Annotated in this window: 24 protein-coding genes; 16 read left to right on the plus strand and 8 right to left on the minus strand. The window is 63.7% G+C overall.

All coding sequences use genetic code 11. The features are described from left to right. The first annotated feature begins 105 nt into the window (after positions 1-105). From G9463_RS02645 to G9463_RS02670, 6 genes are all read left to right on the plus strand, one after another. Entirely contained in the window at positions 106-498 is a 393-nt protein-coding gene (locus tag G9463_RS02645) for a DUF5658 family protein (protein ID WP_004963127.1), read from the plus strand. Between the two features lie 64 nt (positions 499-562). Then, the gene (locus tag G9463_RS02650) at positions 563-1,687 is read left to right on the plus strand and encodes a thiamine ABC transporter substrate binding subunit (protein ID WP_165895894.1); all 1,125 of its coding nucleotides are present in this window, start codon (positions 563-565) and stop codon (positions 1,685-1,687) included. Positions 1,688-1,699: 12 nt separating this feature from the next. After that, the gene (locus G9463_RS02655; protein WP_165895895.1) at positions 1,700-3,556 is read left to right on the plus strand and encodes an iron ABC transporter permease; all 1,857 of its coding nucleotides are present in this window, start codon (positions 1,700-1,702) and stop codon (positions 3,554-3,556) included. Positions 3,557-3,581: 25 nt separating this feature from the next. Next, positions 3,582-4,706, plus strand: coding sequence for an ABC transporter ATP-binding protein (locus tag G9463_RS02660; protein WP_165895896.1), 1,125 nt, complete (start codon positions 3,582-3,584; stop codon positions 4,704-4,706). A gap of 202 nt (positions 4,707-4,908) precedes the next feature. Beyond that, a complete protein-coding gene (gene nhaC, locus G9463_RS02665) occupies positions 4,909-6,384 on the plus strand; it encodes a Na+/H+ antiporter NhaC (RefSeq protein WP_165895897.1) in 1,476 nt (491 codons plus the stop codon). Positions 6,385-6,511: 127 nt separating this feature from the next. Beyond that, positions 6,512-8,335 carry an L-aspartate oxidase gene (locus G9463_RS02670; protein WP_007188284.1) on the plus strand — a complete coding sequence of 608 codons (1,824 nt, stop codon included), beginning with the start codon at positions 6,512-6,514 and terminating at the stop codon, positions 8,333-8,335. Positions 8,336-8,467: 132 nt separating this feature from the next. Here G9463_RS02670 and G9463_RS02675 read toward each other — a convergent pair whose 3' ends face one another. Next, on the minus strand, positions 8,468-9,187 hold the full coding sequence (locus G9463_RS02675) for a DICT sensory domain-containing protein (RefSeq protein WP_165895898.1): 720 nt from the start codon (positions 9,185-9,187) through the stop codon (positions 8,468-8,470). 10 nt (positions 9,188-9,197) lie between these two features. Continuing rightward, positions 9,198-9,578 carry a helix-turn-helix transcriptional regulator gene (locus G9463_RS02680; RefSeq protein ID WP_165895899.1) on the minus strand — a complete coding sequence of 127 codons (381 nt, stop codon included), beginning with the start codon at positions 9,576-9,578 and terminating at the stop codon, positions 9,198-9,200. A 97-nt stretch (positions 9,579-9,675) separates the two neighbouring features. Here G9463_RS02680 and G9463_RS02685 point away from each other — a divergent pair, with 97 nt between their 5' ends. Beyond that, on the plus strand, positions 9,676-10,287 hold the full coding sequence (locus G9463_RS02685) for a translation initiation factor IF-2 subunit beta (protein ID WP_004963147.1): 612 nt from the start codon (positions 9,676-9,678) through the stop codon (positions 10,285-10,287). A gap of 34 nt (positions 10,288-10,321) precedes the next feature. On the opposite strand, the gene cysK is transcribed toward G9463_RS02685, so the two are convergent. Further along, the gene (cysK, locus tag G9463_RS02690; RefSeq protein WP_165895900.1) at positions 10,322-11,251 is read right to left on the minus strand and encodes a cysteine synthase A; all 930 of its coding nucleotides are present in this window, start codon (positions 11,249-11,251) and stop codon (positions 10,322-10,324) included. 119 nt (positions 11,252-11,370) lie between these two features. Between cysK and G9463_RS24250 the strand changes: the two genes are divergently transcribed. Continuing rightward, positions 11,371-11,496, plus strand: a complete 126-nt coding sequence (locus tag G9463_RS24250) for a hypothetical protein (RefSeq protein ID WP_004963153.1) — start codon at positions 11,371-11,373, stop codon at positions 11,494-11,496. 8 nt (positions 11,497-11,504) lie between these two features. Here G9463_RS24250 and G9463_RS02695 read toward each other — a convergent pair whose 3' ends face one another. Both G9463_RS02695 and G9463_RS02700 read right to left on the minus strand, forming a co-directional pair. Then, the gene (locus tag G9463_RS02695) at positions 11,505-12,206 is read right to left on the minus strand and encodes an SOS response-associated peptidase (RefSeq protein WP_165895901.1); all 702 of its coding nucleotides are present in this window, start codon (positions 12,204-12,206) and stop codon (positions 11,505-11,507) included. Between the two features lie 34 nt (positions 12,207-12,240). Then, positions 12,241-13,890, minus strand: a complete 1,650-nt coding sequence (locus tag G9463_RS02700) for a thiamine pyrophosphate-binding protein (protein ID WP_165895902.1) — start codon at positions 13,888-13,890, stop codon at positions 12,241-12,243. A gap of 165 nt (positions 13,891-14,055) precedes the next feature. On the opposite strand from G9463_RS02700, the gene G9463_RS02705 reads away from it, so the two are divergent. The 4 genes from G9463_RS02705 to G9463_RS02720 all read left to right on the plus strand — a co-directional run bounded on the left by G9463_RS02705 (position 14,056) and on the right by G9463_RS02720 (position 19,097). Continuing rightward, the gene (locus tag G9463_RS02705; protein WP_007188278.1) at positions 14,056-14,442 is read left to right on the plus strand and encodes a hypothetical protein; all 387 of its coding nucleotides are present in this window, start codon (positions 14,056-14,058) and stop codon (positions 14,440-14,442) included. 62 nt (positions 14,443-14,504) lie between these two features. Further along, positions 14,505-15,794, plus strand: coding sequence for a hypothetical protein (locus tag G9463_RS02710; RefSeq protein ID WP_004963165.1), 1,290 nt, complete (start codon positions 14,505-14,507; stop codon positions 15,792-15,794). 408 nt (positions 15,795-16,202) lie between these two features. After that, the gene (locus G9463_RS02715; protein ID WP_165895903.1) at positions 16,203-17,693 is read left to right on the plus strand and encodes an ATPase domain-containing protein; all 1,491 of its coding nucleotides are present in this window, start codon (positions 16,203-16,205) and stop codon (positions 17,691-17,693) included. 6 nt (positions 17,694-17,699) lie between these two features. After that, complete coding sequence (locus tag G9463_RS02720) at positions 17,700-19,097, plus strand: PAS domain S-box protein (protein ID WP_127013504.1); 1,398 nt, start codon at positions 17,700-17,702, stop codon at positions 19,095-19,097. A 14-nt stretch (positions 19,098-19,111) separates the two neighbouring features. On the opposite strand, the gene G9463_RS02725 is transcribed toward G9463_RS02720, so the two are convergent. Together G9463_RS02725 and G9463_RS02730 are read right to left on the minus strand one after the other, a co-directional pair. Continuing rightward, entirely contained in the window at positions 19,112-19,978 is an 867-nt protein-coding gene (locus tag G9463_RS02725; protein ID WP_165895904.1) for a ZIP family metal transporter, read from the minus strand. 45 nt (positions 19,979-20,023) lie between these two features. Beyond that, entirely contained in the window at positions 20,024-20,728 is a 705-nt protein-coding gene (locus tag G9463_RS02730) for an SDR family NAD(P)-dependent oxidoreductase (RefSeq protein ID WP_011222835.1), read from the minus strand. 94 nt (positions 20,729-20,822) lie between these two features. Here G9463_RS02730 and aroA point away from each other — a divergent pair, with 94 nt between their 5' ends. The 4 genes from aroA to G9463_RS02750 all read left to right on the plus strand — a co-directional run bounded on the left by aroA (position 20,823) and on the right by G9463_RS02750 (position 24,486). Then, complete coding sequence (aroA, locus tag G9463_RS02735; RefSeq protein WP_165895905.1) at positions 20,823-22,112, plus strand: 3-phosphoshikimate 1-carboxyvinyltransferase; 1,290 nt, start codon at positions 20,823-20,825, stop codon at positions 22,110-22,112. Between the two features lie 102 nt (positions 22,113-22,214). Next, positions 22,215-22,610: a hypothetical protein gene (locus G9463_RS02740; RefSeq protein WP_004963185.1), complete on the plus strand. Its 396-nt coding sequence runs from the start codon at positions 22,215-22,217 to the stop codon at positions 22,608-22,610. A gap of 48 nt (positions 22,611-22,658) precedes the next feature. Continuing rightward, positions 22,659-23,858 carry a chorismate synthase gene (gene aroC, locus G9463_RS02745; protein ID WP_165895906.1) on the plus strand — a complete coding sequence of 400 codons (1,200 nt, stop codon included), beginning with the start codon at positions 22,659-22,661 and terminating at the stop codon, positions 23,856-23,858. 1 nt (position 23,859) lies between these two features. Beyond that, positions 23,860-24,486 (plus strand): uracil-DNA glycosylase family protein, encoded by a 627-nt coding sequence (locus G9463_RS02750; protein ID WP_004963190.1) that lies wholly within the window; start codon positions 23,860-23,862, stop codon positions 24,484-24,486. On the opposite strand, the gene G9463_RS02755 is transcribed toward G9463_RS02750, so the two are convergent. Then, positions 24,487-25,029: a hypothetical protein gene (locus G9463_RS02755; protein ID WP_049944569.1), complete on the minus strand. Its 543-nt coding sequence runs from the start codon at positions 25,027-25,029 to the stop codon at positions 24,487-24,489. Positions 25,030-25,117: the final 88 nt, after the last annotated feature.

Genomic DNA, 25,117 nt, shown 5'->3' on the forward strand with positions numbered 1-25,117 from the left:
GAGAGGACCGTCAAAAAGCTGTGTTCGGCTCCGGTCAGTCGAGCCACTCCAGCACGCGCCGACGTCCTGACCCGAGTATTCATGCCGTGTCCGCCCAACGTATCCATGATGCTCGGCAAAGAGGGCCCAGCGGCGGACAGTGAGCGGGTGACGCTCTGGCGGGACCACCACCTATCGCACACCCATGCGGTACTCTGGACCGTCATCCTCGTCGCAACAGTCGGAGATATCCTCCTGACGATGACCGGGCTCACGGTCGGTCTGCAGGAGGGGAACGCCGTCGTCAGCACGATGCTTGCGGAGTTCGGGCTGGCTGGCCTCTGGCTGGTGAAGTTCGGGGCGATGCTGTGGCTGGTCGCCGGATGGCGACTGCTCTCCGAGCGCAACGCGACGGTCTTTCTTGCCCTGTTTGCCGTGGTGACGCTCGCGGTCGTTGCCTACAACTCAGTCACCATCCTGCAGTACCGCGGGGTAATAACGGCTGTTGCGGGCATTTGAAGCGCTGAGGCGTCAGGATTCAGGAACAGCGGGATTAAGTACCACTGGGTGTGACCACGGTGTAATGGATAGACGGTCTTTCCTGACAGCGGCCGGCGCGACGGTGTCCGTCTCGTTTGCCGGCTGTGCGGGGCTGGGCGGCAGCGACGAATCGAGCACCGGGGCGTCGAACACGGACGAGTCAACCGCCTCCGGGACGAGTACCGGGAGCGCCGACGGTGCCGGCGAGACGCTGGTCGTCGGGACCTACAGCGCGTTCGTCGACTCGCCGTCGACAAGTCCAGGCGCGTGGGTGAAACAGCGCTTCGAGGAGGAGTTCGACGCCCGCCTGATCTGGCAGACACCGAGCAACGAGGTCAATCACTACATCGAGCGCCGGAACGCCGGCGTCGACATCGAGGCCGACATGTACCTCGGACTGAACACCGACCACCTCGTCCGAGTTGACGAAAACCTTGACGACGGGCTGTTCGCCGATGTCGGCGATGTGGCTGGACAGGACGACATCAAATCTGGGCTGCAATTCGACCCCGACGGGCGGGCGATTCCCTACGACACTGGCTACATCAGCCTGGTGTTCGACGGCACAGCGACCACAGCGCCGGAGACCTTCGATGGCCTCCTTGCTGAGGAACACGCTGGCGACCTCATCACGCAGAACCCTGCCAGTTCAGCGACCGGGCGGGCGTTCCTGCTGCACACGGTCAAGCAGTTCGGCCCGGACGGCTATCTGGACTACTGGAGCGACCTGCAGGACAACGACGTTCGGGTGCTTGGCTCCTGGAGCGATGCCTACAGCGCGTGGTCGGGCGGCGAAGCGCCGATGGTCGTCTCCTACTCCACCGACCAGGTGTTCGCGGACCAGAACGACGCCGATCTGGAAGAACACCAGATCCGCTTCCTGAACGACCAGGGCTACGCCAACCCGGAAGGGATGGCGGTCTTCGATGGAGCGGACACGCCCGACCTCGCCCGGGAGTTCATGGGCTTCCTGCTGCGCCCGGAAATCCAGGGCGAAATCGCCGTCCGGAACGTCCAGTTCCCGGCAACAGAATCAGCCGACCTCCCCGAGGACTACGCCGAACTGGCCCAAGAGCCCCCGGAACCAGTCACGTTCGGCTACGACGAACTCAAGGGCTCCGTCTCGGGCTGGATCTCCGACTGGGAACGGCAGTTCGCCTCGAACTAACGACGACGGACTGTGGCCCGAGATTTCGACGGCGGCGCGGATGGTGCCGACAGCGAAAAGATGACAGAGACAGCGAGTAGTCCATCCAGCAAGCGAGGCCGAACCGTCCGCAACACTATCGAGCGTCGGGCAATCGTCGGGCTCGCGGTCGCCACTATCGCGCTGTTGCTCGGCATCTTCTACTACCCGGTGGCGACAGTCTTTATCGACAGCGTCCTCGTCGACGGCCGCTGGACGGGACGGGTGTTCGTCTCGATACTGCAGGACCCGTTCTATTTCGGGGAGCCCGCGCGGTTGCTCGCTGGCGAACCAGTGGGAACCGTCATCGAGAGCATCCGCTCGCCGGACCGGCGGCTGGGCGTCATCGGCTTCACGGCATATCAGGCGGCCCTCTCAACCGTTGCCAGCGTCGCCCTCGGCCTGCCGGCAGCGTATCTGCTCGCTCGTTATGAGTTCCCCGGTCGGCGAACGCTCCGATCGCTAACGATTCTCCCCTTCGTCCTCCCGTCGATAATGGTCGGGGTGGGCTTCGTCGCCACGTTCGGCCGGAACGGGACGCTCAACGCCGTGCTCGGCGCGCTCGGTCTGGGACAGGTGAATCTCCTGTTTACGCTAGAGGCTGTTGTCATCGCTCACGCGTTCTACAACGCGCCCCTCGTGGCGCGGGTGACCACCGCCGCCTGGGAGTCCGTCGACGCCAGCGCGGTCGAGACGGCCCGGAGCCTCGGCGCGAGCCCCTTCCGAGCGTTCCGCGACGTGGTCGCCCCGCAACTGTATCCATCGGTGCTGATGGGCGCGGCGCTTACTTTTGTGTTCACCTTCAGTACGTTCCCCATCGTCCTCGCCTTGGGCGGCTTCCAGCTTGCGACCGTCGAGGTGTTCGTCTACCGGCTCATCCGCGACCTAGAGTACGCCGAGGCGGCCGCCCTCGCGCTGATTGAACTCGGCATCTCGCTGGGGCTGCTGTACGCGTATCTCCGCTACGAGGCCAAGCATACCGTCCGGTCGCGGGGGATTCGACCGCTGCCCCGCCGACCACTCAGGCCGCCGTCACTCTCAGTCCGGGAACTGCTCCCCCGACTGGGGCTCGCTGTCTACGCCGTCGTCGCGCTGGCGGTGTTCGTCGCGCCGATAGCGAGCATGGTGCTCGCCAGCCTCAGCGGCCCGGAGGGGCTGACGCTGGCGAACTATCAGTTCCTCATCGACCGCCAGACGACCGGCGCATCGTTCCAGGTCCAGCCGTGGGATGCGGTCAGGAACTCACTGCTGTTCGGGGTCGCCTCGCTCGCCGTTGCCCTGCCGATGGGCGTCGTCGTGGCCGTCCTCACGACCCGGGACTACCGCGGTCGGAAGCTCGTCGACGCCGTGGCGATGGCCCCGCTGGCCGTATCGGGCATCGTCGTCGGCCTCGGCCTGCTCCGGGGCCTCGTCTTCGGTGTCGAGGTGGGTGGCTCCCGCCTCGCCGTCGGCGGCGGCCTCGCTATCATCGCCGCCCATGCCGTCGCCGGCTACCCGTTCGTCGTTCGGACGGTCACGCCCGGACTCGAGGGAGTCGACCACACGCTGGTCGAATCCGCCCGCGCGCTCGGCGCGCCGCGTGCCAGAGCGCTGCTGGACATTGAACTGCCGCTCGTGTGGCCAGCGGTCATCGCTGGGGCCGCCTTTGCGTTCGCTATCTCTATCGGGGAGTTCTCGGCGACCATTGTCCTTGCCTCCGGGACGAACCAGTTCACGATGCCAATCGCCATCGAACGGTTCATCGGCCGCCGGCTCGGTCCCGCGACAGCGATGGGCGTCGTTTTGCTCGTGGTCACCAGCGCGAGCTTCCTGCTCATCGACCGGCTGGGAGGTGACGAGGTTGGGTTCTAAGGAGCCCCCCGCAGACGGTGCTGCCGTGAACCGGGCCGCCCCGCCGGCCGTCGAACTCGACGGCGTCACCAGACGCTACGGCGAGACGACCGCCGTCGAGGACCTGTCGCTTTCCGTTCGGGACGGCGAGTTCTTCACGCTGGTCGGACCCTCCGGCTGTGGGAAGACGACGACGCTCCGGCTCATCGCCGGCTTCGAGGACCCGACGCAGGGCGAAGTCCGGTTCGGCGGCGAGTCCGTCACCGGCGTCCCCCCAGAGGACCGCGACGTAGGCGTTGTCTTCCAGAACTACGCGCTGTTCCCGCACATGACCGTCGGGGAGAACGTCGCCTACGGGCTCTCGTTCACCGACCCGCCAGGCGGCGGCAGTGACGAGGCCCGGGTGCGCGAACTGCTTGAGCTGGTGGACCTCGGCGGCATGGTGGACCGGGACCCCGACACGCTCTCGGGCGGCCAGCAGCAGCGGGTGGCGATGGCCCGCGCACTGGCCCCCGGCCCCGACGTACTCTTGCTCGACGAGCCGATGAGCGCGCTTGACGCGAAACTCCGGGAGCGCCTCCGCGTGCAGGTCCGCGAGATTCAGCAGGAACTGGGAATTACGACGATTTACGTCACCCACGACCAGGAAGAGGCCCTGGCCGTGTCCGACCGCGTGGCGGTCATGCGCGACGGGACGCCGGAACAGGTCGCGCCGCCGCGGACCATCTACCGCGAGCCGGCGACGGAGTTTGTCGCCACCTTCGTCGGCGACAACAACGTCCTCAACGGTACGGTGACGGCGGTACGGTCGACCGTCCGCGCCGAGGACGCCGACAACTCTGGCGATGAGAGTGGATATTCCATCGCAGACGTGACAGTCGACGATACCACGCTCTCAGTGGCCCTGAATGGTGACAGCGACCCGACCGCGGCTGTCTCGTCCGGAGACCGGCTCACATTCTGTGTGCGACCGGAACGGCTTGCTGTCGACGCCGACCGAAACGCGGTGACGGCGACGGTCACGAGTGCGGAGTTCCTCGGCGAAACCACGCGCGTTCATCTCGACTGGGAGGGCCGCGAACTCCTGTTGCGAGTCGAAGACCCGCCGACCGGGGCCGTGACAGTCGGCTTTGCCCCGGCGGACGCACACATTGTCGACAGACAGCCGTAAGCTATCAATCCCCACGCCGGCACCGGAATGGAGTCTGTTTTAACCGACCTGTGGTTATCGCCGATATCAATATGACACGCGGTGCCGTCGCAAGTGGTCGGAAGAGGGGTATCGGAGCGTGTCGACAGGGCTGGCGGAAATCACCACCCATAGGCTGGAGTCATGCCGGAGTCCAGTCAAATAGGCGCGACGGGGGTCAGTGATGGTCGAGTTCGAACCCCGACTGTTCGACGATATCGACCCGTCTGAACGGCCATCATTGGGGGCTGCACTCGTGCCGATCGCGGGGATGATCGTGTTCCTCAGCGTGGGCCTCATTGCCTTCGATCTGGACCCACAGTTCCCGCTGTTCTGGGGAATTGCCTTCACCGGCCTATTCGCACGGTACCACCTCGGGCTCTCGTGGTCGGAACTGTACGACGGTATTGCCAGTAGCCTGCTCATGGGAATGCGGGTGATTCTCATCATGTTCACCGTCTATGCGCTCATTGCGTCGTGGATTCAGGCGGGCACGATTCCAAGCCTGATGTACTTCGGGCTGGAACTGTTCACGCCAATGGTGTTTCTCCCGGTAGCAGCTATCCTCTCCGCAATAATCTCCTTCGCCGTTGGTTCCTCGTGGACGACGGCCGGGACGCTCGGGGTCGCGCTCATCGGGATCGGTTCGGGACTGGGTATTTCAGAGCCGATGACCGCCGGCGCGATTCTCAGCGGGGCCTACACGGGGGACAAGCAGTCCCCGCTCTCGGATACGACGAATCTGGCCGCAGCAGTGACAGACACGGACCTGTATGAGCACATCAACGCGATGCGGGCCGGCACGCTCGCCGCGTTCACGATTGCCGTCGTCCTGTACGCCGGCCTCGGGCTGCGAGCGGCTGGGGCTATCCCCGCCAACCGCGTTGCGTCAATCCAGGCGGCGATAGAGAGCACGTACGTCGTCTCGCCGCTCGTGTTTTTGCCGGTCATCGTGACCTTTGGGCTTGCACTGCGTGGCATCCCAGCCCTGCCGACGCTCGGGACAGGTGTCTTCGCGGGCGTTGGGACCGCAATGCTCGTGCAGGGAACCGGATTTGGCGCTGCGTGGTCGGCGGCACAGTCCGGGACAGCCCCAGAGACGGGCATGGAACTCGTAAACGGACTCTTAGGGAGCGGCGGCCTGACCGGCGGCGCGTGGATTGTGACGATTGCGATTGCCGCGCTCGCACTGGGCGGCCTGCTTGAACGGGCCGGCGTGCTCGCGGTGCTCTCCCACCATCTCGGGCGACTCTGCCACAGCGTTGCGAGCCTCACGGGCGTCACCGCTGTGTCCGCCGTCTCGATGAACATTCTCGCGGCGGAGCAGTACGTGAGCATCGTGGTGCCGGGGATGACGCTCGGTAATCTGTACAACGAACAGGGGCTCAAGAGTCAGAACCTCTCCCGAGCCATCGAAGCGTCGGGAACGACGACGAGTGCGCTTATTCCGTGGAGCAGCGGCGGACTGTTCATGGCCGGGACGCTCGGCGTCCCGACGCTGGAATACGCGCCGTACTACTTCTTCGGCTTCCTCTCGCCGCTCGTGCTCCTGTTCATGGGGGTGACCGGCTGGCAGATCGTCTATGCGGACCGAGCCGACAGCGAAGAGCCGGCCACGGGGCCCGGTGGTGCCGGATCGGTGACAGCGGGCGAGGACTAATCGGCCCCGAGCCGCCTGCGGTAGCGAATCGGTGACCACATCTGGAAGTCGTCTTCTGGCCTCGCTGAGTCGCGCGTGTGCGTGTGCGCGCGAAGCCCTCATAAGTCCACAGCCCCTACTTTAGTTGATGACACCACAGAAGCCATCCGCTGACGGCGAGCAGGCTGCCGACGGTCGGGCGAGCGACGCGGGTCCGGCAGTCGACTACGAGACGGTGTCGGTCCCAGTGCTGGTCGTCGGCGCTGGCGCTGCCGGGGCGCGGGTCGCAATTGGACTTGCCGAGAACGGTGTCGAGCCGCTGGTCATCGGTAAACGGGACCACGGCGACGCGCACACGACGTGGGCAGCCGGCGGCATTAACGCCTCGCTGGGGTCGCTCGATCCCGAGGACGACTGGACCATCCACGCGGCAGACACGCTGGACGAGGGGCATTTCATCAACGACCCAAAAGCGGTCGAACTGACGGCCAAGCATATGCCCGACCGAATCCGGGAGCTTGACGACTGGGGGATGCCGTTTGACCGTACCGAAGACGGGAAAATCAATCAACGGTACTTCGGCGCGCAGTCGTTCCGTCGGACCTGCTTCGTCGGCGACCGGACAGGCGAGGCGATGCTGGATACGCTCGTCGACAAGGCACAGAGTCTCGGGATTCCCTACCGCGACAACGTGATGATTACCCGCCTGCTCTCGGACGGCGATCAGGTCTACGGCGCGGCCGGCTACGACATGGAGAGCGGCGAGTTCATCCTCTTCGAGTCGGACCACATCGTTCTGGCAGCGGGTGGCTCCTCTGCCCTGTACAACCGCCATTCCTCGCGTGATGAGGAGAACAACGGCGACGGCCCGGCGCTGGCGCTCGAAGCCGGCGCGTCGCTGATGGATATGGAGTTCGTTCAGTTCCACCCAACGGGGATGGTCGGCGACCGCTACGGCGAGGACTGGGACGGCCGACTCGTCACCGAGGCGGTCCGCGGCGAGGGCGGTCGACTACTCAACGCTGATGGCGAGCGGTTCATGGAGGAGTACTCACCGGACCAGATGGAACTCGACGCGCGGGACGTGGTGGCCCGCGCCATCGCGCAAGAACTCCGTGAAGGCCGCGGAACGGAGAACGGCGGCGTCTATCTGGACATTTCCCACCGCGAGGACGAATACATTAAATCGCGGCTCCCGCGGATGTACGAGCGGTTCATGGATCTCGGCGTTGACATCACCGAGAAGCCGATGGAAGTCGCACCGACTGCCCACTACTCGATGGGCGGCGTCGACATCGATTTCGAGAGCGGCGAAACCGGCGTCGGTGGGCTCTATGCCGTCGGCGAGACGGTCGCAGGCGTGCACGGTGCGAACCGACTCGGCGGGAACTCGCTCGCGGAGACGGTCGCCATCGGCGCGCTCGTCGGCGACCACGTCGCAACGCAGGTGACAGGCGACGACCGCAACGGGGCCCTGCCGGACGGGCAGCGTGCTATCGCTGAGCGTGAGTTCCAGTCGCTGCGGGAACTAGAGGCATCGGACGGCGACGAGACGCCCGAACAGCTCCTCGCGGACCTCGGCGACCTGCTGTGGGAGCATGCTGGCATCCTCCGCACTGACGAGTCGGTGTCGGCAGGGCTGGAGAAGCTCCGAAACCTCCGCGAGCGGACGGGGAACATGCATGTTGACGGCGACCGGACCAGCCTGTCGTTCGAACTCGCTGTCGACCTCTCGTTCAGCCTCACGGTGGCCGAAGCGCTGCTACTGGGTGCGCGCAAGCGCGATGAGTCCCGCGGCGCACACTACCGCACCGATGCGCCCGACGTAGACCCCGACTGGCGGCGGAACATCCTCGTGGACCAGGGTGACACAGGACTCGAACTGACGACCCGTGGTGTCGCAGAACCGAGCGACGCAGTCAGCGAGGCGGTCGATGTCGGCTACGAGCTTGACTACCACCACCTCGAGTAGGGGACGCTCCGGGAACGCTCTCGGCCTGTCGGGGCACTACTCAAACGTTGATGGGCTCGTGGTTTTGGCTCCGCTGTTGTGTCCGGGATAGCATCCGCTGTGTTGTCTTTCAAATCGACGCGACTTCGCCGGCTACTCCTCGACAGCCACAACCGCTGCCATAATTTCGTCGACCAGTCGCGGGCTGTACGTCCAGAGGCCCCGGAACGGCCCGTCAGCAGTTTCCTCAGCAACGAGTGCACACTTGTTCTGGTCGTCACCGGCGGCGTCGAACGCCAGCAACCACACCTGTTCGAGGGCGGTGTCTGTGAGTGGGTGAAACGTGATTCCGGGAATCGTCGGCGGCTCCCAGTCCGCCTGTCCGTACACGTGGATGTCGAGGGCCGTGTCGCTGGCAAGCGTCTCGTATCGGGCGCGCTGAGAGCGGAAAATCGACAGCGACTGGAAGCTCACTCGAAGGGTTCCGTTCCCGACGCGGTAGGCCCTGTCCTCGAACTCGCGAGACGTTTCAAGCAACTGTGCCGGCGTGAGCGACGAGAGGAGCGTGTTCGCGAGCGCCGAGTAGAGCAGCTGTCGACCCGGGTCACTGTCAGGCGGTCCGCTGTCGTCGGAACCGATCGCCGGCGTACACAGGAACGCCTGCAGCGCGGTGAGCGGGACTGTCTCTGCGAACGCGCTGTCCCGACGGATGACGACGAACGCATCCTGATGGCCGGTCGGGAGTTTCCGCCAGATGGCGTCGATTCCTTGGCTTGCCAGACGCTCGACCACAACCGTCGCTGCGGGCGGGCCGTACACAGTCATCGCTACGTCCGAACCCTCAAACCGTCGGAGGAGCGTGCTGACTGTCATCGGCCCATCGTTAGTGTTCGTGGTCTGCCTCAGCGCTGTCCAGATCGGTTATTGTCGCAAGAATCTCGGTCGTCGACGGCGGCAGCGATGCCAGCGTTGCGGTCTGCTGGTCAGCATCGTAGGTAACGATGCCAGCGTCATCGAGAACGGGAAGGTGGCGGTGGTGGAGCGCAGTGCGGGTATCGTCCCAGTTGCAGGCGTCGGCGTCCCGTCCACGTGCTTTGACCCAGCCCACGACCACATCAGTGAGTTCCGTGACTGTGGCCGAATCGTGTTCGGCGAGGTATATGTATATCATCCGCCGAGGCTCGGCTGCCAGCGCCCGTAGCAGCGTATCAAGTCGCTCGGACGGTAATCCCGATGTCTCTGCAGGCTGCTCGTGCTGGTCCATGTCAACCAATTATCCACTCCCAGTATTAATATCATTGGCCAGTAGTTAGTCACAGATGTGACGGAATCCATTTACGTGCCAGCACCGTCTAAAATGTATGAACTACGAGTCCGCTCTACAGCGTGCGTACGACGTGCTACCAGACCAGCCCCGGGAGGCCGGTGAACGGCTCTCGATTCCGGACCCGGAAGGCCAGACAGACGGGGCGTTCACACGCCTAACAAACTTAGAGGCGATCGCTGACGCCGTCTCACGGGATGCACAGCACCTCCACCGGGCCATCCAGCGCGAGTTCGGGACCAACGGTCAGTTCGACGGCGGCGAAGCCCGCTACAACGGCTCGTTCGACACCAGTGATTTCGAGGCCGCTATTGACGCGTACATCGCCGAGTACGTCACCTGTTCCGAGTGTGGCCTGCCTGACACCGTCCTCAAAAACGAGGACGGCGTCGACATGCTGCGCTGTCAGGCCTGTGGTGCGTTCCGCCCGGTCGCCAAGGGTGCGAGTTCGAACACGCAGCAGGACCGACCCACGCTCGAAGAGGGCGAGACCTACGAGGTCAAGATTACCGGCACTGGCCGCGAGGGCGACGGCGTCGCCGAGAAAGGGAAGTACACCATTTTCGTTTCCGGAGCGCGCGAAGGCCAGGTCGTCGAAGCCTACATCGAGAGCATCAGCGGCACGCTGGCGTTCGGTCGAGTCGCCTGAAGCCTGTTTTCCGCGGCGCGGCTACGTTTCTTCCTTATTTCCAGAGGTCCGTCGAGAGATATCGTTCGCCGGTGTCTGGCAGGACGACGACCACCGTTTCCTCGGAGTGTTCGGTGGCGTACTCCGCGGCCGCGTGCAGCGCCGCTCCCGATGAGATGCCGACCATAATCCCTGCCTGGCTGGCAAGGCGCTGGGACGCTGCCACGGATTCCGCCTTACTCGCGGTCCGCACTTCGTCGATGAGGTCACGCCGGAGAATGTCCGGCACGAACCCGGGCCCGATGCCCTGAATGTCGTGGCTGTCCGGGTCAGCCGCCGAGAGCAGTTTGGACTGTTCAGGCTCAACAGCGACTGAAGTGAGGTCCGCGCCGACCTTTTCCTTGATGTACTCCGAGATGCCGGTGATCGTGCCGCCGGTCCCGACACCGGCGACGACCGCGTCCACGTCGCCGTCGGTATCGGCCCAGATCTCTGGACCGGTCGTCTCACGGTGGGCGCGCGGGTTCGCCTCGTTCTCGAACTGCCGGGCACGAACAGTGCCCGGCGCGTCAGCCAGTTCGTTCGCGCGCTCGATTGCGCCGCTCATCCCGCCGTCGGCCGGTGTGAGTTCGAGGTCCGCGCCAAGCCCCGAGAGCAACTGCCGGCGCTCCTCGCTCATCGATTCAGGCATCGTCAGCACGCAGTCGTAGCCCCGTGTAGCGCAGACAGCGGCCAGCCCGATACCGGTGTTGCCGCTGGTCGCTTCGACGACCGTCCCGTCGTCGGTGAGATCCCCGGACTCGGCGGCCGCCTCGACCATGTACAGCGCGATGCGGTCCTTCACCGAGTAGGGGTTGGCCGCTTCGACCTTCCCGAGCAGATTGCCTGCGAAGCTGTCGAGACAGACCAGCGGCGTGTCGCCGATGAGGTCGGTCACGCTGGCTGGGACAGTGCCGTCGTCGTCTCGCTGTGCGTACGACTGCATACACCGGGAGAAGACGATTGGCCCCCGTAACAGAGCACCCAGAATACTGTGGGTCGAATACATTCACTCGATTCCGAGTCTCCAGAAGCTTATGTTGTCTCCAGCCAATCGTTTCAGTAATGCCTGAGATTACCGTCTCTGAGGGCCTGTACCGTCAGCTATCCGCCGCCGAAGATCAGGTCGACGAAGACACGCTCTGGAAGATGCTGCACCAGTTCAAGCGCCAGAACACGCCGAGCGAGTAACGCCGTTGCTATCCCACCGGTTCGATGAGTTCTGGCGAGTCGTTGGCAGGGCTGTTGACCGCTGACGAAACTGGATAGGTCTGCATAGACCCGTCGTACGGGTCAAGTAGTGTGGCCACGTCGTCGGCGCTGCCGCGAAGCCACGTTGACTCCTCTGAGGGGTCCAGAATGACGGCCATCCGGTGATGGAGGTCGGCAACGGCCTCGTTCGGTTCGGTCGTCACAATCGTGAATGACTCGACGATATTGTCTTCTCCGCCCGAATCACCGCCGCTTGCACCGAACTCTCCCAGCCCAGTCTGTCGCTGTGGCGGCTTCCACCGCTCGTATAGTCCCGCCATCGCGAACAGGTCGTCGTCCGGCAGCGCCACGCGGTACGGTTGCTTGCCGCCGCTCGTCTCAACCCACTCGTAGAACCCATCAGCAGGGACCAGACAGCGTCGAGACTCGTACGCCTCGGCGAACGACCGTTTCTCGGCCAAGGTCTCAGCGCGGGCGTTGATATGCCCGTGGTCCGTTCGGCTGTCGGCCCAGGTCGGAATCAGGCCCCACTCCATTCGCTGGATTGTGCCCGGTGACTTGTCGGTGATGACCGGCAGGTCCTGACTCGGAGCGGCGTTGTATCGGGACTCGTAGTCGAAGGAAAACTCGGCGTCGAACCGCGTCTCAATTTCCTCGCGAGGGGAGAACAAACTGTAGCGGCCACACATAACCTGTGGTTGGCGTTCCCGCTGGATAAATCCACTACTCGCGCATCCACTCGCTTGCCTGTGGCTCCGCCGGGTCGGTCCTGACCTCGACGAGTGTCGGCGCGTCGGTCTGGACTGCTTCGTGAACCGCCGTGCGGATTTCGGACGGCGTGTCAGCCTGCGTGGCTTCCATCCCCATCCCGGCAGCGACAGTCCCGAAATCGATCGGCGTCCTGTCCCATCCGTACGCCTGATGATCGAGGTCGTAGCTGCGCCCCGCCTCCTCGCTGATAATCGCGTAATCATCGTTGTTGAGGACGACGACGGTAATTGGGAGATTCTCAGCGACCGCAGTATGAAGCTCGTGGACGCACATCATGAGGCCACCATCACCGGTCAGTGCAACGACCGGTGTGTCCGGATTCGCTAGCTGTGCCCCAATCGCAGACGGTAGTCCGGTGCCCATCGTCGCCCACGACCCGGGGTTGACGTAGCTGCGTGGGCCGTACGCCGCAAACGTGTTCAGCGCCCAGACGCGGAACCCCCCGGCGTCGACAGCTGTGATGGCATCCGAAGGGAGTGCGTCTCGAAGGACTTGCAGCACATGGACGGAGGTCAGCGGCGGTTCCGAATCCACGAGCGGTTCGATTCGACGCGCTGTGGCGTCACGGACAGCCTGTGCGCGTTCGGCCCCGTCCGTCTTCGAGGCGGGAGCGGTGTCAGCCGCCGCGATTCTGTTCTCAATCGCCGTCATCGCGTCCGCGGCATCTGCGAGGATGCCGACAGTCGGGTCATAGCCCGTGCCGAGGTCGTCAGCGTCAATGGTGACCTGAATGAGTGTCTCAGGCAGTTCGACCGACCACCCGCGTGTCCCGTGTGCGTCGAGGTCAGAGCCGACGGCCAGCACAGCGTCGGAATCGGCGAGACAGTCCAGTAGCTCTGGGCTCGCGCTGCCGGCCAACACGCCGGCACTGAGGTCGTGATCCTCGGGGAACACGCCCTTGCCCTTGTACGTCGTTACGACAGGCGCGTTGAGTCGCTCCGCGAGGCTTCGGAGCGCCGCCGTCCCGCCCGACGCTCGCACACCACCGCCGGCCAGAATAAGGGGCCGCTCGGCCGCAAGCAGATGCTCGGCGGCTGTCGAAACTTCTTGTTCCGGGACAGTATTTGAACTCGGAGCCGACGGTGTGCTTGCACCGGCGAGCGGGACGTCCATCTGCAAGTAATTCTTGGGGAGCCCGACTCTAACCGGCCCTTTCGGGGGTGTTTGCGCGATCTGTACTGCCCGGTCGATTGTCGCCGCTGTCGTTTCGGGGTTTTTCAGTAATATGTTCTCTTTGACGACGTTGTCGTAGGTGTCCGGTGGGGTTTCGTGGATCGCATCACCGCCCCGGAGCGCAGGCTCGGTTTCAATGGCGAAATGCACCAGCGGCGTGCAGTCGTTCAGCGCGTTTTTCAGGCCGTTCATCGCGTTCATATCGCCCGGGCCGGGGACGACAACAGTGCTCGCTATCTCCCCGCTCGTTTCTGCATAGCCCCAGGCCTGATGTGAGACCGCCGTTTCGTGTCGTGCCACGACAAAGCGGATGTCGTCCCGGTTGCCGATGGCCTCGTTCAGCGGGAGGGATTGCTTCCCCGGGATTCCGAAGACGGTATCGATGCCGTTCGCGACGAGACGGTCTACCACCGCCAGACTAACGCGCATACTGATTCCTCACTCGTAAGACAATTCACTCTCATGACTTTAGTTCGCCGCCGGCCATGCTAGACCCCAGACCGCGTCGGGTCGCCACAGTCGCAGGGGAGAATATACTACCGAGCCCTGCACGGCCCGCGAATTTAAATCCGAAAGCGCCCAACTACGTGACAGATGACCACGGACCCCTCGTTCAGCATCCCAGCCCACCCACAGCGGCGCTTTCCCCACGGGAGCGGGGTCGAATACGAGGGCGGGACGGAGTTCCGACTCATCCCGGAACAGGAGCAGGCGACGCCGGACCTCGCCGAGACAGTCGTCGACATTCTTGCGGCTGGGCCGTACCGCTACGGTGATTTCCACGACCTGCCGATGCCGCTGTGGCTGGTCCGCGACGAGGAAACAACCGACGTGTTCCGCGTCGCGGTCCGCGACGGAACGGTGCGATTGCACGTCCTGCCAACCACAGAGTCCGACGGACTACAGCGGTTCTTTGAGCGCCTGTGTGAGACTGGTGAAGGGGGGTCGTGGGCTGTGCAACGACACGTCGACGGGCAGTAGCCGGGCCACCGGGGTCGCGCAGACCCAAAACCGTCTTACACACCTGCCTCCATGTCTTGGCCATGACCGTCTCTCGCGAAGTCGAGCTAGAAGGCCACATCATCGACTCCGGGATGATGCAGTCCTGTTTCGGCATCATCATGGACCTGGGCGGCTCCTTTTCCGTCCAGAAGTTCGATATCGGCCGCCACAAAGACGAGGAGTCCTACGCCCGAATGCTCGTCGAGGCCGACGACGAGGCCCAGCTACAGTCGATTGTCCACGAACTCCATCAGCACGGTGTCAATCCGTCCGACCCGAAAGACGCCACGCTCGTCCCCGCGCCCGACGACCAGGTCGTCCCACATGGCTTTTATTCGACGACGAACCACCCGACGTTCATCCGTCACGACGGCGAGTGGATCGAAGTCGAGGACGTGGAGATGGATTGCGCCGTGGTTGTCGAGGACGGTGACGCCAGCGAGGCGCAACGCGCCTCGGAACAGTCGAGCGGCGGCGACGAAACGCCGCGAGACGGCCCCCGAGCCTACACGAAAGTTCTCAACGCCATCGAAGAGGGCGACATGGTCGTCACCGACGAAACGGGCATCAAGGTCCAGCCGCCGGAGCGGCCCCGTGACTCCGGCGGCGCGTTCGGCTTCATGCAGGGCGGCGTCTCATCGGAGCGACCCTCTGAGTCGACCATCCGCAAGATCGCGAACGCAATCGAGGAGACAAAAAAGGAAGGCGGCAAGGTGATGGCGGTCTGTGGGCCGGCGCTCATCCACTCCGGCGCGCGTGAAGACCTCGCTCGCCTCGTCCGGGAGGGCTACGTTGATATGCTCTCGGCCGGCAACGGCTTCGCCGTCCACGACATCGAGCGAGATATCTACGGCACCTCGCTCGGGATGGACACCGAGAGCCTTGACCACCCCCGCCACGGCCACAAACACCACATCTACACTATCAGCGAGGTCATCCGCGAGGGCGGCATCGAGGAGGCCGTCGAGTCCGGAACCATCGAGTCTGGCGTCATGTACGAGTGTATCGACAACGACCGACCGTTCGTGCTTGCGGGCTCTATCCGCGACGACGGCCCGCTGCCGGACACGATCACCGACGCCGTCGAGGCCCAGAACGCAATCCGAGAGCAGGCCCACGAAGCCGACATGGTACTGATGCTCTCGACGTTGCTACACTCGGTCGCCGTCGGGAACTGTCTCCCCTCGACAACGCGGGTCGTCTGCGTCGATATCAACCCCGCGACGGTGACGCAACTCCTCGACCGCGGCTCTGCACAGGCAGTCGGGATGGTCACCGATATCGGCACCTTTGTTCCGATTCTGGCGGAGCAGTTGCTTAGTGAAGAATAGGACGACCACGAGCGACGCGAGTGGTCGCTTTTCGCCCACGTTTTTACCGAGCGGTGTGCGACCACAGGGAGCACACCCGAGGGTAAAAAAGGTGGATTGCGGACGTTTGTCCCGATTCTGGCCGAACAGTTGCTCGAATAGGACTAGTACGACCACGAGCGGAGCGAGTGGTCGGCTTTTTCGCCCACGTTTTTTGGGAGTGGTGCGCGACCACAGGAGGTACACCCGAGCTAAAAAAGGTGGATTGCGGACGTTCGTGCCGATTCTTGCCGGGCAGTTGCTCGACGGCAAATAGATATCAGTAATCGATACCGCGGAGGCAAATCAGCCGACAACTCGCTGGCTCCGTCGTTATCACACGTTGGTTTCTCACGAGATGCTTATTACTCCCCGTCCGATACTCCTTCTATGTCCTCTTCCGAGCGGCAGTTCACGCAGCTTTCTAGCGGTATCTCCGGTCTTGATTCGCTTCTCAGAGGCGGACTGGTGGAAGGGCGGCTCTATCTCGTTATCGGGCCGCCCGGAACCGGCAAAACACTGCTTGGCACGCAGTTTCTCGAAGCAGGACTCGAAGCCGGCGACGACGTGCTGTTCATTCATGCGGAGGAATCTGCGTCCGATCTGCGGGCGAACACTGCCGAACTCGGCATCGATATCAGCGACGCGACGTTTCTCGATGTCGGTCCCGACTCGGAGTTCTTCAAGGAGGCTGAGTCGTACGACGTGGTCAAGCCACGAGACGTTGAAGACGGGCACCTGATTTCGGATATCCGCGAGGCTATCGAGCGGGTTGACCCGGACCGCGTTCTCATCGACCCCATCACGCATTTCCAGTATCTCGAACCGACCGAGTACCAGTTTCGCAAGCGCGTCATCTCCTTCGCGCGCTTCCTGCAGGACAGGGAGACGACCGTGCTGGCGACCAAGACACCGAGCAATCAGATGGACACGCAACTCAGGTCGCTCAGCGACGGCATCATCTCGCTCAGCTACGGCGACGAGAAGGCAGGTCGGCGGATTCGACTGCGCAAGCACCGCGGCATCGGCCAGCAGGACGGCTCACATGGGATGGAGATCCGCGACTCCGGCGTCGAAGTGTATCCGGCGCTCGAACCGGAACAGCGGACGCGGTCGTTCGACCCCACGCAGTTTTCCGCCGGGGTTCCGGAACTGGATTCGCTCCTCGATGGCGGACTCGAACGCGGAACAGTAACCATTCTTAGCGGCCCCTCCGGTGTCGGCAAGTCGACGACAGCGACGGAGTTTCTGGCTTCCGCAGCGGCAGACGGGTCCCCGGCGCTCGCGTACCTGTTCGATGAGTCAATCGACACGTTCAGCCACCGCTGTGAGACGTTCGGGATACCGCTCTCGGAGTTACGTGACGAGGGAACACTTCTCGTTGAGGAGGTCGAATCGCTGGCGCTGTCGCCCGAGGAGTTCGCAAACCGCGTCAAGACCCAGGCCGAGGAGCGTGGGGCCGAACTCGTAGTTATCGACGGCATCGCGGGCTACAAGAACGCGATCAAGCGTGGCCAAGACGACGTGGAACTGCGTCGGCGGCTCCACGCCCTGACACAGCAGCTCACGCGCGGGAACACGGCTGTAATCCTGATCGACCAGCGCAGAGACGTGACCGGGCTGCACGAGCCGACGAGCGAGAACGTCAGCTACCTCGCTGACAACATCGTCTTCCAGAACTACATCGAGGTTGCGGGCGAACTCCAGCGTGTTGTCGGCGCACTAAAAAAGCGCGTCGGCGGGTTCGAAACCGTGCCTCGCCGGTTCGAGATAACCGCCGACGGCCTACAGGTCGGCGACCCCGTCTCAGGAATGCACGGCGTGTTTGAGGGCGTCCCTGAACAGCATGGCGACGGCAACAATCAGTCGTCCACTCACTAACCACCGATGGCTGACATCCAGTTGCTGCTGGCCGGCGATGGCAACCGGGACGCGCTCGCCTCCGTCGTCGCCGAACACCACACGCCGATCACGGACGGCGAGTTCCGGGAGGCCGACCTCCACATCGTCGACGAGTCGTCGTTTCCGAAATACAGAGCAGCGATAGAACAGTACAAACACCGGGCAGATCCGGTGTTTTGCCCCGTGATTCTGGTCCGTCGTGAGGAGACCCCGGTCAGGATTGACCTCCCCGATATCGACGCTGCGGAACAGCCACTCGTCGTAAACGATATTGTGGCAGCGCCGGTGGATACGCAGGCGCTCTTTCGGACTATCGCGAACCTCCTCGCGCGGCGCAGCCACACCGAAGACCTCGCCGAAAACCTCAGGGAGCAAAACAACGAACTCCGGCGGTTCAGAAACGCTGTCGAGCACGCGGGGCATGCGATTCTGATAACGAACACGAACGGTATCATCGAGTACGTTAACCCGGCGTTCGAGGAACTCACCGGATTCAGCGCTGAGGAAGCGATCGGTCGGACGCCGCGGATACTCAAATCCGGTGAGCAGGGCGAACAGTTCTACGAGCGGCTCTGGGACACAATCTGTCGCGGCGAGGTCTGGACGAGCGAGATTGTAAACGAGCGCAAGTCCGGCGAGCGGTTCATCCTCAATCAGACCATCGCCCCGATTCAGGACGCAGACGGGACGATACAGGGGTTCGTCGGGATTCAGAACGAAATCACCGGGCGTCGACTGCGCGAGCAACAGCTCACCGTGTTTCACCGGATTCTCCGCCACAATCTCCGGAACAACGGAACGACGATCAGCGGACGTGCAGATATTCTCTCAGAGCTAGTCGACGACGAGGACGCGCTTGCTCATCTTGAGACGATCAAAGGGAACGTTCAGTCCCTGCTCGATATTAGCGAGAAAGCCCACCACGTGCAGGAACTGCTCGCGGACTCAGTTACCGACGATGTCGAGCGCGAACTCGAAGCCGTCCTCAGTGATATCACAGACGGGCTGGCCGCAGCATATCCCGACGCCGAGTTCATCGTCGAAAGCGACGTCACGTCGTCGACGATAGATGCAAAGGTTGTCCCGGCGTTGCAGGAACTCATCGAGAACGGTATCAAGCACTCTGACGCGTCGGCACCGCGAGTGACCATTCGGGCGGAGCGCCACGACACGACAGCGACAGTGACGGTGTCGGACAACGGGCCGGGCGTTCCGGACCAGGAGCGCCGGGTCATCGAAGCGGCGGAGGAAAAGCCGCTCGAACACGGGTCCGGGCTAGGGCTGTGGTTCGCGTACTGGCTTATCAGCTACGTCGGTGGCGATATCGACATTCAAACCGATGGTGACGGGACAAGTATCGCCGTGACAATGCCCGTGCGGTGACGACAACCACGCGTTCAGATGGCGACCCACGCCAGCACAATGATGGCCGCGCCGACTACTGTTGACCCGACGGCGTGCGTCCGGAGTTCGTCGAGCAGGTCGTGAGAGTGGTCGTGGAGTTCACAGACCTCATCGATCTCGCTGCCGGCTTCGCAGTTCGGCAGGAAGTCCATTGCAACGTGGAGGAAGATGCCAGCGGCGAACCCGAAGATGACCGCGTTGAGAAACGCTGACTCCGGAACTGGAAGCAGCGCGGATGGGATCGCCGTCAGACCAACGCCAGCCGCGGGGAGCAACAGCGCCGTGGCGGACTTGTCGCTACGTCCGAGCCGCCGGGCGGCGGCGTAGCCGGCCGGCCCTTTGTGCGAGACGATGGCGAGGCCGAGCAGGATACCCAGGTCCGGCATCGAAGCGTAGACCAAGCCGATGACCAGTCCGGCCGAGAGCGCGTGGGCGGCGATAGCGATCGTGGTCATGTCGAAGGACGTCTCGATGTGGGTCAGTCGATGACCGATAGTGTGGGTGCCGTAGCCGGTGACCAGTCCGGCGGCGATGCCGACACCGCCGATTCGTGCTGCGCCGGCCTGACCGCCCAGTCCCATCGCCTGCGGGACGAGGAACATGGCCGCCGACGTGACCATCGCGCCGCTCGCGAGGCCGTAGCCCCAGACCAGTCGGTAGGGGTTCGTCTCGTCGGCCCGTGCACCGAGCCACGCGCCCAGTGCCATTGCTGCGAACGCGACCCAGGAGATAACGAGGACTTTCATAGCCCCACCGGTGACGGCGACGGCTGACAGGACCGCCAGACCGACGACACTTGCGATACCGGCGGCGGACACCCGCCCAGAGTTATTAAATACTGAGATTGAATTAATAGACATTATCTACATTCACCGGCCTGTTGCCAATAAACCCATCGATGGCGGTTACCGGGTCGCCGACCGATAGTCGCCCCAGTCAAGGACACCGCCGTCCAGCGCTGACGGGTCTGCATCGCGGAGCGCCCAGAGAACCATTTCGGCGACTGACACTGGGTCGCGCCCGCCGTCACCGGAGAGGTCCGTCGCGACCTGTCCGGGGTCGACTGCGCCGACCGGCGTATCGAGGTCGGCCGCGAATCCGCGAGCAATAGCCTCTGCGGCAGCTTTCGAAACCGCGTAGGAGCCGTAGCCGGGCATTCCCTCGCGGGCGACGACACCCGTCGGGACGACGATTCGGGCATCCGGGCCGAGGTGCGGAACGGCTTCCCGGATCGTCGAGAACACGCCGCGGGCGTTCGTCCGGATATGGTCGTCAAAGGCAGTGTAGGATTCCTCGGTGAGCGGCGTCTCGCCGGCGGTGCCGTGGTAGACGCCGGCGTTGGCGACAACGTACTGTATTGCGCCTCCTTCCCGCATGGCAGTTTCGACCAGCCGTTCAACGTCGTACTCATCACGTACGTCCGTGCGAATCGCGGTCACGGAGCCACCAGCGTCCCGGATATCAGCTTCGACCCGCTCAAGCGCCTCGGCGTCGCGGGCACAGATGACCGTATGTGCGCCTGCACCCGCTACCGCGTGAGCTATCTGCTCGCCGATACCTCTACTCGCACCCGTGACGACAGCGGTCGCGCTGTCCATCGCTGGGACCATAGCGGTGGTACCGCTGCCAGCCACAAGGTCGTTGCTCTCACCGCAGTGGGGTGGGAGCGGTAGTCTCTTGTCGAACGCCCGCTACCGACCGGGCATGGACATCACGATTGCCGAGTCGACGGTCGAGGGGACGGCACAGGCACCGCCGTCGAAGAGTTACACCCACCGGGCGGTGCTGGCCGCGGGCTACGCGGACGGCGCAGTGGTCCACGACCCGCTCGTGAGCGCAGACACGAAGGCCACAATGCGAGCCGTCGAAGCCTACGGCGGCAGTGTTTCGCTGGCTGAGGACGAGTCGACGGTCGAAGTGACGGGCTTCGACGGCCGGCCGGAGACGCCGGACGACGTGATCGACTGTGCCAACAGCGGGACGACGATGCGACTGGTCACCGCCACGGCCGCGCTGCAGGACGACCTCGCGGTGCTGACCGGCGACGAGTCCCTCCGGTCGCGCCCGCAGGGGCCGCTACTCGATGCTATCGGACAGCTGAATGGCGACGCCGAGTCGACCCGCCGCAACGGGCAGGCCCCGCTGGTCGTCGGCGGCGGCATCGACGGCGGGGCAGTCGAAATCCCCGGCGACGTGTCCTCACAGTACATCACTGCGTTGTTGATGGCCGGAGCCGTCTCACCGGACGGCATCGACATCGACCTGACGACCGAGCTGAAGTCGTCACCGTACGTCGACATCACGCTGGAGGTGCTGGACGCGTTCGGCGTCGACGCCGAGAAAACCGACGCTGGCTTCACCGTCGACGGCGGCCAGACCTACGTCCCCGACGGCGGCGATTACAACGTCCCCGGGGACTTCTCGTCGATGAGCTACCTGCTCGCGGCCGGCGCGCTCGCCGCCGAGGACGGCCTGCAGGTCACGTCGGCGTTCCCGAGCGCGCAAGGTGACGCCGCCATCGTTGACATCCTCGACCGGATGGGGGCCGACCTCGACTGGGACGAGGAACACGGCGAAATCACCGTTTCACAGTCCGAACTGACTGGTATCGAGGTCGGCGTCGAAGACACGCCGGACCTCCTGCCGACCATCGCGACGCTTGGGGCCGCTGCCGACGGCGTCACCCGGATTACCGACGCCGAGCACGTCCGGTACAAGGAGACTGACCGCGTGAGCGCGATGGCCGAGGAACTCACGAAGATGGGCGCGGAGGTCGAAGAACACCAGGACGAACTGTTCGTTTACGGCGCTGACAGCGACCTCGTCGGCACAACCGTGGAAGGCCGTGCGGACCACCGCATCATCATGTCGCTGGCCGTCGCCGGCCTCGTCGCCGACGGCGAAACGACGGTGACCGGCGCAGAACACGTTGACGTGTCCTTCCCTGACTTCTTCGACGTGCTCGACTCGCTTGGCGCTGCTGTCGAGCAATAGGGTATCGGGTCACCAGCAGGTCGGTTTTTGCAATGAAAGAGTATTACGTATCTGATAGATAAATGCGCTTTTACGCGGCGAAGAATATTTACAACACACGTTGTGAATCAAACGAGCGCTTCCGAACAGTCTACTGCGGACCCTACGACAGTCCTCTACGTCGATGACGACCAGTTGTTGCTTGATTTGCAGGCCGATATTGCCGACGAGCGCGAGGCAGTCGAACTAGTAACGACACCAAACACCGACCGGGCGATGACAGTGCTGGCCGACCGCGAGTTCGACTGCGTGGTGGTCGGACGCCGGCGCACTGCCTCGTCAGAGGGCAACTTCGCCCGTGCGGTCAACACGAAATATCCGGACGTAACGCTGGTACGGTACACCTGGGAGCCCCGGCCTGACGACACAGATGAGGTGTTCGATGCGGTTTTCGAGAAACAGGTCAAGGGGGCGAAGACGGTGCAGTTCCTCGACCGGGTCAGGTGGCTCGACGACTGACGGGCGCATCTACAAGGTTCAAATGCCCGCAACCCCGACACCACTGTAATGAACGGCAACGAGTTCGGTCGTCTGTTCCGCATGACGACCTATGGCGAGTCTCACGGGGAGGCGATGGGCTGTACCGTCTCCGGCGTTCCGGCGGGCGTCGAACTCTCAGAGGAAGAGATACAGAAAGACCTCGACCGGCGCAAGCCCGGCCAGTCGATGATCACCACCTCCCGGGGCGAGCCCGATAAGGTGGCGATCAACTCCGGGATTCAGGACGGCTACACGACGGGGACGCCTATCGGGATGGTCATCCAGAACAAGGACGCCCGCTCGGGCAAGTACGAGCCCTTCATCACGGCCCCGCGGCCGTCTCATGGTGACTACACCTACTCCGCGAAGTTCGGGACCCGGAACTGGGGCGGCGGCGGTCGCTCCTCTGCCCGCGAGACGGTGAACTGGGTCGCCGCCGGCGGCGTCGCCAAGCAGGTCCTCGAACAGTCCGACTACGATGTCCAGATCAAGGCCCACGTGTGCCAGATCGGCGACGTCGAGGCTGGGCCGGTCACCTTCGAGGATATGCTCGAACACAGCGAGGAAAACGAGGTTCGCTGTGCTGACCCCGAGGCCGCCGAGGAGATGCGCGACGTGGCCGACCAGCACCAGAAGGAGGGCGACTCCATCGGCGGCGCGATTTACTTCGAGTGTCGCGGCGTCCCGTCCGGCCTCGGCGCACCCCGGTTTGATAGCTTCCCGTCCCGGCTCGGCCAGGCGATGTACTCCATTCCGGCGGTCAATGACTTCGAGTACGGCATCGGCCGCGAGGCCCGGACGACCAAGGGCAGTGAGTACACCGAGAACTGGGAGTTCGACGAAGACGGTCACCCCACGCCTGTCGGCAACGACCACGGCGGGATTCAGGGCGGCATCACGACCGGCCAGCCCATCTACGGCGAAGTGTCATGGCACGCGCCGGTGTCGATTCCAAAGACGCAGGAGACTGTCGACTGGGAGACCGGCGAAGGCAAGGAAATTACCGTTACCGGCCGCCACGACCCGGTCCTGCCGCCGCGGGCGGTCCCGGTCGTCGAGGCTATGCTCGCCTGTACGGTCCTTGACTTCATGCTCCTTGGCGGCCGCATCAATCCCGACCGACTCGACGGTCGGCCAGGCGAGTACGACACCGACTACCACCCGTCCAGCCCGCAGAACGACCCAGAGGACGCGGACACCCACGCAAAAACTATCGACGACGACTAACATGGACGCACAACAGGAGTCCAAGTCGAACCCGTTCGGGATGGACGAGGAGTGTCAGAACTGTCCCGCGCTGTGTGAGACGCGCGAGAACGTCGTCCACGGCTACGGTGACGTGGGGGCCGAGTTCATCGTTCTCGGCGATTCGCCCGCAGTCGGCGCTGACGAGTCCGGTCTTCCCTTTACCGGCGAGAACGAGCGCGAACTGCTCGACATCCTCGCCGCGGTCGATATGTGTTCGGACCCGGACGCCGACAGGCCGCAGCTACAGAACACCTTCCTGACGTACGTCACCCGTTGTCGCCATCCCGACAGGGAGGCGACCGACGAGGAAGTCGTCAACTGCGAGCCGTATCTCAACAGCGAGATACGGATGATCAACCCCGAGATCCTACTGCCGGTCGGACAACGGCCGCTCGAAGAATTGGCCTTCGAGTACACGACGATGAGCGAGGACGAACTCGACATTGAGGACCGCCACGCGACGACGATCCGCGGCCGCGGGTTCGAGATCCTCCCGATGATTCCGCCAAGCGAACAGACCGACGAACAGCGGACGGCGTTTCTGGAACACTTCAGCGAGACGCTTGGACAGGACTATCGGCAAACAAAGGGCCGACGCGGCCGGTAGTCAGGTGTCAGACTGGACTTCGGTCGCAGCGGCCTGAAGTAACTCTTTCGGGCTCGACACTGTCCCGTACTCCGTTGCTGCCTGTAGACGGTTCTCGGCGTCGTGGCGGTACTGGCTCGCCTGTGTCGACTCACCCTGTTCGCTGGCGTAGGTCATGCCGCTGAGCCATTCGGCGGCTTGCCAGAGGCAGGTCGCTTTCTTGCGTGCTCGTTCCGACCACTCGGTCAGCACGTCGTCGTTCGCTTCGCGAACAGCCGTCGTGAACTCCTCGACGCTGTCCTCGAAATCCGACGCGGCACTGTCGAACCCACCGCGAGCGAGCGCCAGCTCCCCGTCTTCGACGGTCGCCAGCGCATCCGATAGCTGGCGGCGCGCCTCACGGTACCGTGTGTAGCCGAGACGGTACGCCCGCTGTGCCGCCGCCGTCCCGGATAACGTGGCTTCGCGGTCGCAGTCGCGGCACACGACCTTCGGTTGGGGCTCTCCAAGCACCCGATACTCCGACCCACATCCATCACATCTGTAGGTCTGGGATTGCTCCATATAGTTTCTCTTAGTTATCAAGTATTCCTCACATCTTATAATTGTTCCGTGGCTACACCGGAACACAAGCGACTAATCACAGTCGGGC

This window comes from Haloarcula sp. JP-Z28, assembly GCF_011440255.1.
In the GTDB taxonomy this organism is placed as follows: domain Archaea; phylum Halobacteriota; class Halobacteria; order Halobacteriales; family Haloarculaceae; genus Haloarcula; species Haloarcula marismortui.

Coding starts and splice junctions, on each gene's coding strand:
- G9463_RS02645 (WP_004963127.1), top strand. CDS start 106: ATGATGCTCGGCAAAGAGGGCCCAGCGGCGGACAGTGAGCGGGTGACG.
- G9463_RS02650 (WP_165895894.1), top strand. CDS start 563: ATGGATAGACGGTCTTTCCTGACAGCGGCCGGCGCGACGGTGTCCGTC.
- nhaC (WP_165895897.1), top strand. CDS start 4,909: ATGGTCGAGTTCGAACCCCGACTGTTCGACGATATCGACCCGTCTGAA.
- G9463_RS02670 (WP_007188284.1), top strand. CDS start 6,512: ATGACACCACAGAAGCCATCCGCTGACGGCGAGCAGGCTGCCGACGGT.
- G9463_RS02675 (WP_165895898.1), bottom strand. CDS start 9,187: ATGACAGTCAGCACGCTCCTCCGACGGTTTGAGGGTTCGGACGTAGCG.
- G9463_RS02680 (WP_165895899.1), bottom strand. CDS start 9,578: ATGGACCAGCACGAGCAGCCTGCAGAGACATCGGGATTACCGTCCGAG.
- G9463_RS02685 (WP_004963147.1), top strand. CDS start 9,676: ATGAACTACGAGTCCGCTCTACAGCGTGCGTACGACGTGCTACCAGAC.
- cysK (WP_165895900.1), bottom strand. CDS start 11,251: ATGCAGTCGTACGCACAGCGAGACGACGACGGCACTGTCCCAGCCAGC.
- G9463_RS24250 (WP_004963153.1), top strand. CDS start 11,371: ATGCCTGAGATTACCGTCTCTGAGGGCCTGTACCGTCAGCTATCCGCC.
- G9463_RS02695 (WP_165895901.1), bottom strand. CDS start 12,206: ATGTGTGGCCGCTACAGTTTGTTCTCCCCTCGCGAGGAAATTGAGACG.
- G9463_RS02700 (WP_165895902.1), bottom strand. CDS start 13,890: ATGCGCGTTAGTCTGGCGGTGGTAGACCGTCTCGTCGCGAACGGCATC.
- G9463_RS02705 (WP_007188278.1), top strand. CDS start 14,056: ATGACCACGGACCCCTCGTTCAGCATCCCAGCCCACCCACAGCGGCGC.
- G9463_RS02710 (WP_004963165.1), top strand. CDS start 14,505: ATGACCGTCTCTCGCGAAGTCGAGCTAGAAGGCCACATCATCGACTCC.
- G9463_RS02715 (WP_165895903.1), top strand. CDS start 16,203: ATGTCCTCTTCCGAGCGGCAGTTCACGCAGCTTTCTAGCGGTATCTCC.
- G9463_RS02720 (WP_127013504.1), top strand. CDS start 17,700: ATGGCTGACATCCAGTTGCTGCTGGCCGGCGATGGCAACCGGGACGCG.
- G9463_RS02725 (WP_165895904.1), bottom strand. CDS start 19,978: ATGTCTATTAATTCAATCTCAGTATTTAATAACTCTGGGCGGGTGTCC.
- G9463_RS02730 (WP_011222835.1), bottom strand. CDS start 20,728: ATGGTCCCAGCGATGGACAGCGCGACCGCTGTCGTCACGGGTGCGAGT.
- aroA (WP_165895905.1), top strand. CDS start 20,823: ATGGACATCACGATTGCCGAGTCGACGGTCGAGGGGACGGCACAGGCA.
- aroC (WP_165895906.1), top strand. CDS start 22,659: ATGAACGGCAACGAGTTCGGTCGTCTGTTCCGCATGACGACCTATGGC.
- G9463_RS02750 (WP_004963190.1), top strand. CDS start 23,860: ATGGACGCACAACAGGAGTCCAAGTCGAACCCGTTCGGGATGGACGAG.
- G9463_RS02755 (WP_049944569.1), bottom strand. CDS start 25,029: ATGGAGCAATCCCAGACCTACAGATGTGATGGATGTGGGTCGGAGTAT.